Raw genomic sequence first — 13,593 nt, 5'->3', positions numbered from 1 at the left:
ACGACCCATGTTCCCCTCCGCCATCACACATTTCTGGCACCGCCGCTTTCTGGTCGGCGAGCCGCTCTATCACGACGACACCTTCACGCTCTGCGAAGACCCGGCCCTGGCGCATGACCGGCGGGCCATGCTGCTGAACACCTGCGACGGCCGCAGCATGGCCGTGCTGACACCGACGCTGGCGCGCCAGCTCGCCCTGCAGCACCGACCGCTGCGCGCCCAGGCCGACCTGCGCCAGGCGCTCGCCCAGGCCGGCGTGCGCCTGCATGGCGCGGACCGGGTGTTCCACTTCAGCGAGCTTGCCGTGCAGGCACTGCTTCAGGAGCCCGAGCCGGACGACGGGCTGCGCCCGCTGGGCGCGCAGGACCAGGCCTTGTTCCAGGCCTTCCGCGGCGCCGCGCCGGCCCAGGAGCTGGACGAGGCCTATGTGGAGCTGGACCACTGGCTGGTCTACGGCGCCTTCGCGCAGGGACCGCTGGTCAGCGCGGCCAGCCTGTATCCCTGGGATGAGACCCGCGAGATCGTCGACCTGGGCGTGATCACGCTGCCCGCCTGGCGCGGCCACGGCCATGCGCGCCGCGTGGTGCGCGCGATCTGCCGCCATGCGCTGGCGCGCGGCTACCAGCCGCAGTACCGCTGCCAGCTCGACAACGTCGCCTCCTCGGCGCTCGCGCGCGCCGCCGGGCTGACGCTGTTCGGCACCTGGGAGGTGGTCTCGCCGGAGGCCTGATCCAGGCGGCGCGCCGGCGCGCTCAGACGCCGCTCGGACGGGCGCCGAACAGCAGGTAGTCGGCCGCGTCGAAGTGGCGCGCGCGCGCCCAGTACTGGGTGCTGAAGCCGGGCCACAGCGTGGTGATCTTGCCGCCGCTGCGCGCATCCTGGTACCAGCTCTTGCAGCCGGTCGTCCACACCGAGCGGCGCAGGCGCTGCTGCAGCCCGCGGTTATAGCTCGCCTGCACCTCGCGCTTCACCTCGATCACCGTCGCGCCCTGCGCGCGCGCGCGGCGCAGCGCGCCGACGATGTGCGCCACATTGGCCTCGATGATGAAAACCATCGAGTTGTGACCCAGCCCGGTATTGGGCCCGGTGATCAGGAAGAGGTTGGGAAACCCGCTGACGCTGGCGCCCACATAGGCCTCGGCGCCGCTGCGCCAGGCCTCGTTCAGCTCCACGCCCAGGCGGCCGAAGATCTTCAGCTTGCTCAGCGCCTCGGTGGCCTGGAAGCCGGTGCCGAAGATGATGGCGTCCACCGGCCGCAGCCGGCCGTCGCGGGTCACGATGCCCTCGGGCTCGACGCGATCGATGGCCTCGCTGACCAGCTCGGCCTGCGGCCGCTGCAGCGCCGGGTACCAGTCGTCGGAAATCAGGATGCGCTTGCAGCCCATCACATAGTCGGGCGTCAGCCGCTCGCGCAGCGCCGCGTCGGGCACCTGCTGGCGCAGGTGGCGCTGCGCCACCTGCATGCCCAGCGCCATGAAGCGCGGGTCCACCACCGTGCCCAGCGCCGACAGCTCGTGCAGCCAGTGCAGCCGCCAGCGGTTCAGGCGCATGAAGCCCGGCACATGCCGGTTGAGCGCCTTGCGCAGCGGCGAGAAGGCCTGGTCATGGCGCGGCACCACCCAGGGCGGCGTGCGCTGGAACACATGCAGGCGCTGCACGCGCGACACGATCTCGGGCACGAACTGGATCGCGCTCGCCCCGGTGCCGACGACCGCGACGCGGCGGCCCTCCAGTGCATAGCCATGGTCCCATCGGGCCGAGTGGAAATGCCGGCCGCCAAAGCGCTCCAGCCCCGGCAGCGAGGGCGTGACCGGCTCGCTGAGGCCGCCGGTGCCCAGGATCAGGATGCGTGCGCGCAGCGGTCCGCGGCTGGTCTCGACACGCCAGATCTGCCGGTCCGGCTCGAAGCGCGCGCCGGTGACGCGGGTGCCGAAGCGGATCTTGTCCAGCAGGCCGTGGCGCTCGGCGCTGCGCTGCAGATAGGCCTCGATCTCGCGCTGCCCCGGGTAGACGCGCGACCAGTCGGGGTCCAGCTCGAACGAGAAGGAGTAGAGGTGCGACGGGATGTCGCAGGCCGCGCCCGGGTAGTGGTTGTCACGCCAGGTGCCGCCCACCGACTGGGCGCGCTCCAGCAGCAGCAGCGACGAGAAGCCCGCCTCGCGCAGCCGGATCGCCATGCACTGGCCGGAAAAGCCGGTGCCGACGATGATGATCTCGGCATCCAGTGGCGGGCAGTCCGCCGTGGCGTTGATGCAGCTCATGATCCTGCCCCTTCCCTCTCAAACATAACGGTTATTATTTCCAGATCAAGCCGGCGCCACCCGGGCCCGGCCCTAAACTTCGAAAGCCCCGCATGAGCAGCCCCCTCGCCCGACCTCCCGCCCGCAAGCGCCGCGCCGCGGCGGCCGCGTCCGCCCCCGCCGTGGCCCCGGACTCGGGCCGCGACGAGGCCTACGAACGCCGCCGCGTCGAGGTGCTGGAGGCGACCTGGCGCGCCATCCTGCGCGTCGGGCTGGACAACGTCACCATCCGCGAGATTGCCGCGGAAATGAACGCCACCACCGGCGCGGTGGTGCACTACTTCCGCACCAAGGACGAGGTGCTGCTGTACGCGCTGGACCACCTGATCACCAGCATGGTCGCCGAGGTGCACCGCCAGCTCGACGGCGTCACCGGCATGGCGCGGCTGGAGCGCATCCTCTGCGCTTCGCTGCCGCTGGACGATGAAGGCGAGATGGGCTGGCGCATCTGGCTGGCTTTTCTGCGCGCCTCGGTGGGCAATGCCCAGCTCTCGGCCGAGCACCAGCGGCGCTACAGCTTCATGCGCGAGGCGCTGAGCCGCGAGCTGCGCGCGCTGCAGCAGCAGGGCGTGGTCCGCAAGGACCTGGATCCGCGGCTGGAGGCCGACGCGATGGTGGCGCTGGCCGATGGCCTGGGCGTGGGCCGCGTGATCGATCCGCAGCGTTTCCCGCCGGCCGAGCAGCGCCTGCTGGTCAGCCGCCATCTGCAGGCCTTTCTGGCCCAGCCGCGGGGCGCGCGCTGAGGCCCTGGCCCAGCAGCAGGCGCATGTCGCGCCAGCGCGCCCAGATGTAGAAGCGCCCGACGGCGGTGTCCAGCCGGTCGACCGCGTAGCCCAGCGAGCCCGGCGCAATGGCCAGCGAGCCCGGCACGCGGTGCTCCAGCGCGTCCGGCCGCGAGCTGAGCAGCCGCCGGTGCAGCACCAGCAGCTCGCCCTCCCAGGTCTGCACCAGCACGCGGTGGCCCCGGCCCACCAGGGTCAACAAGACCTGGATCAGCGTGTCGACGAAGAACCACAGCGTCAGCGGCGACAGGACCTCGGCCACGGTGCGCGCCAGGCTGCGCGTGCCGTAGGCCTCGAAGAGCTCGTACATCAGCAGCTCGTTCAGCGCCTGCGAGATCGCGAAGCTGATCACCAGCAGCGCCACCGGGTGGATGAGGCGAAAGCCCCAGGCATAGCCCGCCACCGGCCGGCCCAGCTGCGCTTCCAGCAGCGCCAGCATCTCGCGGCGCTCGGCGGTCTGTGGCAGGCCCGGCGGTCCACTCGCCGGCGTGGCCGGGGCCGGCGGCGGCGTGGGGACGCAGCGCGGCATGCGCGCCGGGCGCGCGGGAAGGGCTTCGCGGGTCATGCCGTCCCTCCTCAGAAGCCGCGCGTCAGGCCCAGCACCAGCGTGGTCCGTGCGGAATCGCGCGAACGGCCGTCGCCCACGTTGACCCGGTAGAGCTCGCGCTCGCGCGGCCGCGCGCCGACCAGCGCCGCGCTGAACTCGAAGCCGCGCCACAGGTGACGGTATTCGAGGCTGAAGCTGGTGGTGTCGAACTCGCGGAAATGGCGCACCCGCTGCCGCCCCACGCGCGCCTCCAGGCTGCCGGCCTTGCCGACGCGGTAGCGGTAGGCCAGTTCCAGGTAGACGCTGCCGCGCGAATGCTGGGGGCCCTGCTGCAGGCACTCGTAGGACAGCAGCGGGTCCTCCAGCGCGGCGCAGATCGTCTCGCTGTTGATGCCATAGAAGTCGCGCGACAGGGTCTGGTAGTAGCGCAGCGAGAACTGGTCGTAGCTGAGCCGGGCCTGCAGCTCGGTGGTCGTCGGCTTCACGCGCGTGAGCACCGGCTCCAGATCGACGACCTCGCCGGACACGGGATCCAGCACCTCGCGGTAGTCCGCCAGCCCGGTCTGCGCGCTGCCCGGGAAGCGCGTGTGCAGCAGCGCCAGCTCGTAGTGCCAGGTGTCCGGGTCGCCCCAGCGGTAGCCGCCGGCCAGCTGCGTGCGCAGCCCGGAGCCGCCGGGATACTGGGCCTTGCTGACGCGCAGCAGCTCCAGCTCGGCGAACAGCCCGCTGGCATGCAGCAGCTCCAACGCGGCCTTCGCCGACGGCCGGTTCGCGCTGTTGCTGAGGCCGCGCTCGCGGCTGTCGCTGAGCAGCGAGAGGCTCAGGTTGGCGTGCAGCCGCGGCGCGGCGTCCCCGCCGTCCGCGGGGGCGGGCTGGGCATGCGCCGGCAGCGCCAGCCACAGGGCCAGGCTGGCGATCAGGGGAGTTCTCATCGCGGGCACCTCAGGGTTTGCAGGGCGAGTCCAGGCTGGCGACCGGCGTCCAGGTCTCGGTCTCGCCGAAGACCTCCGCGCCGACGAAGCCGCGCAGGAAGAGCTTGCCGTCGCGCTTGCGCAGCGCGGCCTGGTAGGTCTTGCCTTCCTCGGGGTCGTAGACCCAGCCCTCGCGCCAGCTGCTGCCGTCGTAGCGGTGCAGCTCCAGGATGGGCAGCCCGCAGATCGGCCTTTTGCGCAGCGCCTCCTGCGGGTTGGCCTCGTCCACGCCGCCCTCGCGCGCCCAGCGGATGTAGCCGCACAGATGGCCGCGCGTCGGGCAGGCGGCGATCTCGATGACGGACTTGTCCGGCGTGCGCCACAGGCCTTCGAAGCCGGTGGACGAGGCCGTCGGCGCGGGCGCGGGCTGGGCCAGCGCCGCCGTCAGCGCCAGGGCCAGCAGGGCGGCGGCGCCCGGTGCGCGCCAGGCCGGAGGGCGGCCGCGCCGGGAACCGGCATCGAGAGGACGGGAGAGCACGCGCATGGAACCTCCTCGGGGGTCTGGTGGTCGGGTGGTCGGGTGGTCAGGGGGCGGGAACTGGGGAACGGGCTAGACCCAGGCCTCTCGCAGGGTCACGACCGGCTGGCTGGCGTCCTGCGCACGCACGAAGGGGCTCAGCAGCGCGAAGAAGAGGTCCGGGTCGACCACCGCCTCGGGCGCATGCACGCCGCGGCGGCTGATCTGCTGGCGGCGCAGCATCAGCAGCGCGACGGCGGTGGGAATGCAGGTGTTGGGGCCCATGCCGCCGGGGATCTCGCCATTCAGCCAGGCGCTGCAGATCTGGCGCCGGCCGTCGCGCCGGCCCTCGGCGATGGCCGACATCTCGGCCGGGATGTAGCGCCGCCCGAAGACGGACTCCGACATCGCGCCCAGCGCCAGCGACCAGGTCTCGCGCGCGCTGAGTCCGGACATGTCCTTGTGCAGCGCGACGCGGCGCAGCAGCTCGGCCGTGTCGCGCACGCTGTGGCCGCGCCGGTCCACGCGCGCCTGCAGCACGCGCAGCAGGCCCAAGAGGCCGCGCGACAGCACCATCGCGTTGACGCTGTCGCGGATGAAGGGAAAGGCGCGCGGCAGCGTGACCGGCTCGGGATGGCCCACGGTGTGCGCCAGAACCCGGCCCAGGCCCGGCACATGCAGGTCCACCGCGGCGAGCGGCCGGCTGGCGACGATGCGGCCCTGCGCATAGACGGGGATCTGACCGGTCAGCTGCTCCACCCAGTGGTCCAGCGCCGCGCCCAGGTCCTGGTCGCTGTTGGCGTCCTCCTTGGCGCGCGAGGAGCTGCCCCAGGTGGTGACGACGCGATGCGGCTCGCCCGCGCGGCGTATCGCCTGGCTGGCGAGCAGGTTGGCGACGCCGGGGCTGGCACCCATGCCGACGATGGCGGTGATGTCGGCGGCGCGCGCCCGCGCGTCCAGCGCCAGCATCGCCAGCGTCGGTTCGGGGTCGTCGCAGATGTCGATGTAGTGGCAGCCCGCGGCGATCGCGCATTCCAGCACCCCGCAGCCAAACAGGTAGTAGGGCCCGATGGTCGAGACCACCACGTCGTACTCGCGCAGCACCTGGGTCAGCCGTTCGGGATCGCGCGCGTCGACCTCCAGCGCGTCGATGGCCGGCTGGGCGAGCCGGGCCGCGTAGCGCTCGGCGGCGTCGCGGTTGCGGTCGGCGATCGTCAGATGGTCGAAGGCCTGCAGCCGGATCGCCGTTTCGACGAAGTGCCGCCCCATCAGGCCGCAGCCTCCCAATGCCAGAACCCTCATGCCCATGCTCCCTGCGTGATGTGTGGCTGCCCCGGCTGAGCCGGCGCGGGATCGCCCGCCGCGGCGCGGTCGGCGAAACGGAAGTGGCGGATCAACCGCTCCGCCAGCCGCGGCAGCAGCGCGTCCGGAAAGTCGTGGCCCATGCCGGGAATGCCCTCGAACAGCGCGCCGGGGATGTGGCGTGCCGTGCTGCGGCCCGCCTCCGGCGGCACCAGCGGGTCCGCCTCGCCATGCAGCACCAGCGTGGGCGCGAGCACCTGGGCCAGCAGCGGCACGCGCGAGCCCGAGGCCAGGATGGCGGCGAACTGCCGGTCCGCGCCGCCCGCGTCGGCGCCGTTGCGCGCCAGGTCGCGGCGCACCTTGAGCTCCAGCCGCGAACGCGGGGTCGGGTAGTCCGGGCTGCCGATGCGCTCCCACAGCGCGACCCCATGGGCCACCACCTGCTCCAGCGACGCGCCGGCACGCGGCGCCTTCATCATCAGCTGCATCACGTCGGCGCGCGCCTGCGGCAGGCCGCGCTCGCCGGAACTGGACATGATGGAACACAGCGAGCGCACCGCCGCCGGGAAGCGCGCCGCGACGATCTGCGCGACCATGCCGCCCATGGACGCGCCGACCAGATGAACCGGCCCGCGGCACAGCTGGTCGATCAGGCTGACGGTGTCGTGCGCCAGGTCGTCCAGCCGATAGGGCGCGGCCCCGGGCAGCCCCAGCCGCGCGCGCAGATAGAGCCAGCCCAGCGAGGGCCGGCCGCGCAGGCGGCTGGACTTGCCGACGTCGCGGTTGTCGAAGCGGATCACGCGATAGCCGGCCTGGGCCAGCATCGCCACCAGCGCGTCGGGCCAGCCGGTCAGCTGCTGACCCAGGCCATGGACCAGCAGCACCGGCACGCCATCGCGCGGCCCCTGGGTTTCATAGGCCAGGCGCAGCGCGCCGGCGTGGACAAAGTCGGGCAATGGATTCAAGGCCTGCTCGCTGGGTCGAAGGAGGTGGGAGGTCGGCTTTCTTGCGATTCATCATAACGGTTATTATGTTTTCAACGATCCTGGTAGTTCTACCGAGAACGCGCGGCTATAGTCGCGCCCTCGTTTCGTCCGCCTCCCCCGCCCATGGCCACCCGCCTTGCCGAGCTGCGCGCCGCGCTGGACGCCGAGCTGGCGGCCACTCCCGAGTACTACGACTTCAAGGTGCTGCGCTGCGAGCGCGAGGACGCGCTGTGGCGCGTCACGCTGGATCCGGACCATGTGTATGCCGCCGGCCTGCGGCCGGGCCAGGCCTCCGCCCAGGCCCTGCTGGACGACAGCCTGGACGGCGCCGCCGCCTGGTGGGGCGCGCCGCGCAAGGGCGGGGCCCGCGTGCTCGCGGTGCTGGCCGAGGACGACCAGCTGCTGCTGCAGAACGCCAGCAGCGCGCCGCCCGGGCCGGAGCAGCTGATCCGCCTCTACCCGCCGCGCTTCCTGAATGCGCTGGCCGAGTCCTGGCGCGACGAGGCCTGGGCGCAGCGCGCGCTCGCCAGCCTGGCGGACCTCGGCCGGCCCGCGCCCTGCGCGGACGCGCCGGTGCTGGACGGCAGCCCCTTCCGCTGGCTGCGTCCGGCGCAGCGCGCGGCGCTTGCGCTGCCGCGCCACAGCAGCGCCTATCTGTGGGGGCCGCCGGGCACCGGCAAGACCACCACGCTGGGCGTGCTGCTGGCCGAGTACCTGGAGCGCCGCCCGCAGGCGCGCGTGCTGCTGCTGTCCAGCACCAATCAGGCGGTGGACCTGGCCACGGTCGCGGTCGACAAGGCCTTGCAGAAGGGCCGCCGCGAGGCCCACCGCGGCGCGGTGCAGCGACTGGGCACGCGCTTCGACGCCACGGCCTACGCCGGCCGCGAGCACCTGATCCCGGCCGCGGACCCGGCGCTGATCGCGCGCCTGGCGCATGCCGAGGCGGCCCGCCCCGCGACGCGCGACGCCGCCGCGCTGAAGGCCTGGTCCGACCGCGTCGCCGCGTTGCGCCAGGCGCTGCGCGCCGCCTCGCTGCAGGTGCTGCGCCACTGCCGCCTGGCCTGCATGACGACCACGCGCGCGCTGTTCACGCTGGACACGCTGCGCGCGCTGTCGGAGGACGATTCGCCGCCCTTCGACCTGCTGGTCTTCGACGAGGCCAGTCAGGTGAGCCTGGCGCACGTGCTGGCGCTGATGCCGCTGGGCCGGGCGCGGCTGTTCGCCGGCGACCCGCAGCAGCTTTCGCCGGTGCTGCGCAGCAGCGACCGCGGCGCGCGGCTCTGGCTGGGCCGGTCTGCCTTCGCGCACATGCCGCGCCAGGGTCCGTCGGTGTGCATGCTGGACGAGCAGTCGCGCATGGCCGAGCCCATCGGCGAACTGGTCAGCGAGCTGTTCTACGACGGCGCGCTGCGCGTGGCCGACGACGCCCTCGCCTCGCCCGCCTGGCGCGCCGCGCGCCAGCGCGCACTGGGCGCGCTGGACGCTGGCACGGCCGTGCACATCGAACCCATCGCCAGCGGCGGCGCCTGGTCGGCCGCCGCGCGCGGCCCGCTGCGGCGCGAGTCCGCCGAGGCCATCGCCGACACCGTGGCCGCCGCGCTGCGGGACGGCGCCTGGACGGCGCGGGAGCTGGTCGTGCTGACGCCGTTCCGCGCCCAGCGCGCGCTGATCCGTCACTGCCTGCGTGCCCGCGCGCTGCCCGACGCGGTGCGCGTCAGCACCGTGCACCGCGCCCAGGGCAGCGAGGCCCCGGTGCTGCTGTTCGACCCAGTGGCCGGCGACCAGCCCTTTTTGCAGACCGAGGAGGCGGCGCGGCTGCTCAACGTCGCGCTCAGCCGCGCGCAGGCCAAGCTGCTGCTGTTCCTGTCGCCGGTCGACGCGGCCAGCCCGCTGCTGGCGCCACTGGTGCAGCGCCTGCGCCTGGCCGGCGACACGCGCCGCGTGCAGCCGCTGGAGGAGCTGGCCCGCCATCCCGACTTCCCGGCCAACGCGCTGGGCCTGCGCGTGCGCGCGGGGCGCCAGGTCGGCGAGGTGTCACGCATCAGCGCGGACGGGCGCCAGTTCTGGCTGGTCAACGAGCGCAGCGGCGCCAGCCAGCCCATCGACACCGCGTTCTGGCGCGCCCGCGCCGCCGCCGAGGATCACAGCACCGGATAGGTCCAGGGCCGCGCCGCCTCCAGCTCGAAGGCCAGCGCGAACAGCAGCCCCTCCGCGCCCACGCGCGCCGCGAACTGTGTGCCGATGGGCAGGCCCGCGCGGCTGCGCCCCAGCGGCACCGACATCGCCGGCGTGCCGGCGACGTTGTGCATCGGCGTGTAGCCCACATAGCGCATCAGGCGCTCCCACAGCTGCGCCGGCGCCACCTGGGGACCGAGGACGCCCAGCGGCGGCGGCTCGTCGGCCAGCACCGGCGTCAGCAGCACATCGACGCGCGTGAGCAGCGCGTCCAGGTCGCGCCCGACCTGGGCAAAGACCGCCCGCGCCGCGGGCAGCGCCTCGGCCGGCAGGCCGCGCGCGTGCGCGGCCAGGTGGCGCGTCCACGGCTCCAGCACCTGCTCCGGGTCGGCGCCCTGCGACTCGGCCAGTTGCAGCATGCGCTCCGCGCCGCCGCTCCAGGCCACCATGAAGCTGTCCATGAAGCGCTCGCCGTCCACCGGCAGCCGCACCGGCTGCACGGCATGGCCCAGGCTCTCGCACAGCCGCGCCGCGGCCTCGGTGGCGGCGCGCACCTCGGCGCTGGGCGGGCGGCCGAGCACGTCCTCCACGCACAGGCCGATGCGCAGCCGCCGCGGCGACGGCCCCTCGACCGCGTCCATGGGCGGCAGCGGCGCCTGCGCGTCGCGGCGCTGGTTCCACGCGAACAGCCGCGCGCTGTCGCGCACCGAGCGGCAGAGGGCATGCTCCACGCCGCTGTCGGTCGGCAGCGATCCCACCATGCGGCTGCGGCTGGGCTTGAGGCCGAACAGCCCGCAGCAGGAGGCCGGAATGCGGATGGAGCCGCCGCCATCGCTGGCATGGGCCAGCGGCAGCATGCCCGAGGCCACCGCCACCGCCGCGCCGCCCGAGGAACCGCCGGCCGAACGCTGCGGGTCCCAGGGGTTGCGCGAGGGGCCGAACAGCAGCGGCTCGGTGCTGGCGTTGAGCGCGAACTCCGGCGTGTTGGTCTTGCCCAGCACGATCAGCCCGCCGGCCTCGGAGCGCAGCACCAGCTCGGCGCTGGCCTGCGGACGCTGCGCGCGCAGCAGGCGCGAGCCCGACGTGCGGCGCAGGCCCTGCACGTCCAGCAGGTCCTTGATCGCATAGGGCACACCCGGAAACGGCCCGTCGCCCGCCCCCACGCCGCGCTTCGCGCGGGCGCGGGCCTGTTCGAAGCCGGTTTCCACCAGCGCATTCAGGCGTGGGTTCAGCCGCTCGATGCGCGCGATGGCCGCGTCCACCAACTCCAGCGGCGAGACCGTGCCCGCGCGCACCAGCGCCGCCTGCGCGCTGCCGTCCAGCGTCGCCAGCGGATCCGGCGCAGCGTCCCGCGCCAGCCCGTGTTCCGCCAGCCCCAGCGTGCCCAGCGCCGCCGCGGCCTGCCGCAATACCTCTCGTCGTTCCATGATCGCTCCCAAAGACCCCGGAGCGCACCGCGCGCCCCTTGCAAGAATCCCTGCTGGACGCGATGCTGCGCGCGCAGGCCGCCGCCGGCTTGTATGAACGCGCCACCCGCCTGTCGACATGAACACCCCCCAGAGCTACCACCTGCTGGCCGCCGCCCTGGACGGCGCCACCGAGCCGCCCGGCGGGCTGTTCGCCTGGAGCGTGCGCAGCGCGGTGCGCGGCCTGGTCGCGCATGCGGACTACCTGCGGCGCAGCCAGCGCGCGCGGCGCCTGCGACGCGGCGACCGGCCGCTCGAGGCGCGCCTGCGCGAACTGGCCCGGCTGGACGCCAACCCCATGGCCCGCCTGGTGCGCCCCGCCCGCGACGACGCCGCCTTCCGCCTGGGCTGGAACCGCTACAACCGGCTCGCGCCGCTGGGCGTGGACACCCAGCTGCAGGCCCCCGGCCCGGCCTTGCAGCGCCAGGCGCGCGCCGGCATCGCCGATGACGGCTTCCGGCGCGACACCGTCGCCGCCTGCATCGCCGCGCTGCGCGACGCCGCGGCCCAGGCCCTGCCCAGCTCGCTGGCCGAATCCGCCCGCAGCCTGGGCGACGCGGCCGGCGACACCCTGGCCGAGGCCCTGGCGCTGCTGCGCCAGCAGCCCGAGGCCGACCTCGTCGCCAGCGCCGCCGCGCTGGGCTGCCGCCCGCGCACGCTGCAGCGCCGCTTCACGCAGGCCGGGCTGAGCTTCAACCTGCTGCGCCAGGCCACGCGCATCGAACTCGCCGGCGAACTGCTGCGCCAGCCCGCGCCCCCCTCGCTGACCGAGGTGGCCCAGGCCGCCGGCTTCTTCGACTCGGCCCACTTCGGCCACGCCTGGCGACAGTCCTGCGGGCTCGCGCCCGGCGATTACCGCGACATCGCCACGGCGATGCGCGCCGCCACCCCATGATGCGCCGCGGCCCATCCGCCTGCGCCGTCCAGGAGATGCCATGACCGCGCCCGTCTCGGACCTGGCGACGCTGCTCGCCACGATGGAGCCGACGCTGAACCCCGGCGTCTACGTCTACGCCTCCGTGCCGCTGGGCACCGATCTGGGCGGCCTGCCGCTGGTCGCCAGCTTCCGCGAAGCGGAGGGGCTCACGGTGATCGCCGCCGAGGCCGATGCCGCGCGGGCCGGCCTGACGGTGCTGTTCCGCGCCGCATGGATCACGCTGACGGTCCATTCCGACCTGCAGGCGGTGGGGCTCACGGCCGCGTTCGCGCGCGCGCTGGGCGACGCGGGGATCAGCTGCAATGTGATGGCCGCCGCCTTCCACGACCACCTCTTCGTGCCCGTCGACTCGGCCCAGCCGGCGCTGGACGCGCTGCGCCGGCTGCAGCGGCAGTCGGCGCAGCGCTGACGCGGGCCGGCTCAGCCCGCCTCGCGCCCGCGCCACTGCAGCGCCGCGAACAGCGCCTGCAGGTAGTCGCGCACCGCCTCCGGGCGCTCGGCGCCGACGATGCCGGCATAGGGCAGCGCGGGCAGGTCGTAGCTGGGGCTGGCGTCGAAGTCCTCGTGCGCCGGGCGCTCGTGCCAGCGGATCACGCGCGGGTCCTGCCTGAAGCGATCCAGCCCGTCGGGCGCCACCCAGCGGCCTTGCGCGTAGCGATGGCCCGGCAGCAGATACCAGCCGTAATGGCGGCCCTGGTGGGCCAGCCCGCCGAGGTCGACATGGCCGTCGTCCAGCAGCAGCGCCAGCTCCAGCGACTGGAAGTCCACGCCCCAGGCCCGCGAGCTGGCCTCCGGCACGCCGGCGCCGCCGCTGCGGTTGCCGATCTCCAGGAACACCAGCCCGCGCTCGGATTCGATCGCCTCCAGGTGGAAGGCGCCGCTGCGCAGCCGCAGCGCGCCGATCACGTGCTGAACCCAGGCCAGGCGCTTGGGGTCCAGCTCGAACTGGTAGGACCCCAGCGGCCGGTTCTCGTTGTACTGGTGGCAGTTGCCGATGTAGCGGCTGCCCAGCGCGGCGCGGACCACGCCATCCTGCACCAGGCCGTCGAAGTGGACGATGGGGCCGCTGACGAATTCCTCCAGCTCGTAGCCGTCGGGTCGCGGGTTCTCGTCGTCCAGCGCGGCCACGCCGGTGCTGCGGTTCAGCAGCGCGTGCAGGCAGGCCGCCGCGGTATCGAAGATCACCACGTCTTCGCTGCCCGCGCCATGGGTGGGCTTGAGCACGGTGCGCCCGGTCCAGGGCAGCCAGGCCGCGCCGTCGCGCAGCGCCCCCAGCGCCACATAGCGCGGTGCGTCCAGATCAGCGGAGAACACCGCGCGCTTCATCGCCACCTTGTCGCGCACCAGGCGGACGTCTTCGTAGGACGGGCCCGGCACATGCAACAGGTCGCGCAAGCGCGCCGCTTCCAGCAGCTCGTACTCCGACAGCGAGATCACGCGGTCGAAGCCGCGCTCGCCGTTCAGCGCCGCCAGCACCGAATCGCAGACCTGCTCGCCAAGGTCCTCGCGCACGATGCGGCGGCAGCGCAGCTCGGCCGGGATGTCGCGCAGTTTGTCGGCCAGCCCCACGTACACCACCTCATGGGCCGCATGGTCGATGCCACGGTGGTAGGCGATCTTGTCGTAGGCGACGCGGTGCAGGATCAGGATCTTCATGGGGGCCTTTCGGG

13 protein-coding genes are annotated in these 13,593 nt (G+C 73.6%); 5 read left to right on the top strand and 8 right to left on the bottom strand.

What is annotated here, in order from left to right; genetic code table 11:
* Positions 1 to 7 precede the first annotated feature (7 nt).
* Positions 8 to 730 (top strand): GNAT family N-acetyltransferase, encoded by a 723-nt coding sequence (locus LZ017_RS07195; RefSeq protein WP_241395926.1) that lies wholly within the window; start codon positions 8 to 10, stop codon positions 728 to 730.
* A gap of 22 nt (positions 731 to 752) precedes the next feature.
* Here the strand turns inward: LZ017_RS07195 and LZ017_RS07190 are convergent, their stop codons facing one another.
* Positions 753 to 2,261, bottom strand: coding sequence for an NAD(P)/FAD-dependent oxidoreductase (locus LZ017_RS07190; protein ID WP_241395925.1), 1,509 nt, complete (start codon positions 2,259 to 2,261; stop codon positions 753 to 755).
* Between the two features lie 92 nt (positions 2,262 to 2,353).
* Between LZ017_RS07190 and LZ017_RS07185 the strand changes: the two genes are divergently transcribed.
* The gene (locus LZ017_RS07185) at positions 2,354 to 3,043 is read left to right on the top strand and encodes a TetR/AcrR family transcriptional regulator (RefSeq protein ID WP_241395924.1); all 690 of its coding nucleotides are present in this window, start codon (positions 2,354 to 2,356) and stop codon (positions 3,041 to 3,043) included.
* Here LZ017_RS07185 and LZ017_RS07180 read toward each other — a convergent pair.
* The 5 genes from LZ017_RS07180 to LZ017_RS07160 form a co-directional block, all read right to left on the bottom strand.
* The gene (locus LZ017_RS07180; RefSeq protein ID WP_241395923.1) at positions 2,994 to 3,647 is read right to left on the bottom strand and encodes a hypothetical protein; all 654 of its coding nucleotides are present in this window, start codon (positions 3,645 to 3,647) and stop codon (positions 2,994 to 2,996) included. The genes LZ017_RS07185 and LZ017_RS07180 overlap by 50 nt on opposite strands.
* A gap of 11 nt (positions 3,648 to 3,658) precedes the next feature.
* Complete coding sequence (locus LZ017_RS07175) at positions 3,659 to 4,561, bottom strand: TorF family putative porin (protein WP_241395922.1); 903 nt, start codon at positions 4,559 to 4,561, stop codon at positions 3,659 to 3,661.
* Between the two features lie 10 nt (positions 4,562 to 4,571).
* Positions 4,572 to 5,084, bottom strand: a complete 513-nt coding sequence (locus LZ017_RS07170) for a DUF2147 domain-containing protein (RefSeq protein WP_241395921.1) — start codon at positions 5,082 to 5,084, stop codon at positions 4,572 to 4,574.
* 66 nt (positions 5,085 to 5,150) lie between these two features.
* A complete protein-coding gene (locus LZ017_RS07165; protein ID WP_241395920.1) occupies positions 5,151 to 6,359 on the bottom strand; it encodes a saccharopine dehydrogenase family protein in 1,209 nt (402 codons plus the stop codon).
* Positions 6,356 to 7,324: an alpha/beta fold hydrolase gene (locus LZ017_RS07160; protein ID WP_241395919.1), complete on the bottom strand. Its 969-nt coding sequence runs from the start codon at positions 7,322 to 7,324 to the stop codon at positions 6,356 to 6,358. Before LZ017_RS07160 ends, LZ017_RS07165 begins: the two co-directional genes overlap by 4 nt.
* A 144-nt stretch (positions 7,325 to 7,468) precedes the next feature.
* Here LZ017_RS07160 and LZ017_RS07155 point away from each other — a divergent pair, with 144 nt between their 5' ends.
* Positions 7,469 to 9,502, top strand: coding sequence for a DEAD/DEAH box helicase (locus tag LZ017_RS07155; protein ID WP_241395918.1), 2,034 nt, complete (start codon positions 7,469 to 7,471; stop codon positions 9,500 to 9,502).
* On the opposite strand, the gene LZ017_RS07150 is transcribed toward LZ017_RS07155, so the two are convergent.
* Entirely contained in the window at positions 9,487 to 10,947 is a 1,461-nt protein-coding gene (locus LZ017_RS07150) for an amidase (RefSeq protein ID WP_241395917.1), read from the bottom strand. The two genes, LZ017_RS07155 and LZ017_RS07150, sit on opposite strands and share 16 nt — an antisense overlap.
* Positions 10,948 to 11,065: 118 nt before the next feature.
* Between LZ017_RS07150 and LZ017_RS07145 the strand changes: the two genes are divergently transcribed.
* Positions 11,066 to 11,881 (top strand): helix-turn-helix domain-containing protein, encoded by an 816-nt coding sequence (locus LZ017_RS07145; RefSeq protein ID WP_241395916.1) that lies wholly within the window; start codon positions 11,066 to 11,068, stop codon positions 11,879 to 11,881.
* Between the two features lie 40 nt (positions 11,882 to 11,921).
* A complete protein-coding gene (locus tag LZ017_RS07140) occupies positions 11,922 to 12,332 on the top strand; it encodes an ACT domain-containing protein (protein ID WP_241395915.1) in 411 nt (136 codons plus the stop codon).
* An 11-nt stretch (positions 12,333 to 12,343) separates the two neighbouring features.
* On the opposite strand, the gene LZ017_RS07135 is transcribed toward LZ017_RS07140, so the two are convergent.
* Positions 12,344 to 13,579, bottom strand: coding sequence for an ATP-grasp domain-containing protein (locus LZ017_RS07135; protein ID WP_241395914.1), 1,236 nt, complete (start codon positions 13,577 to 13,579; stop codon positions 12,344 to 12,346).
* Positions 13,580 to 13,593 lie beyond the last annotated feature (14 nt).

It is taken from the genome of Pelomonas sp. CA6 (assembly GCF_022549225.1).
In the GTDB taxonomy this organism is placed as follows: Bacteria; Pseudomonadota; Gammaproteobacteria; order Burkholderiales; family Burkholderiaceae_C; genus Roseateles.
Note: the sequence above shows the minus strand (reverse complement) of the source record. Positions and strands in the feature narration are given on the sequence as shown.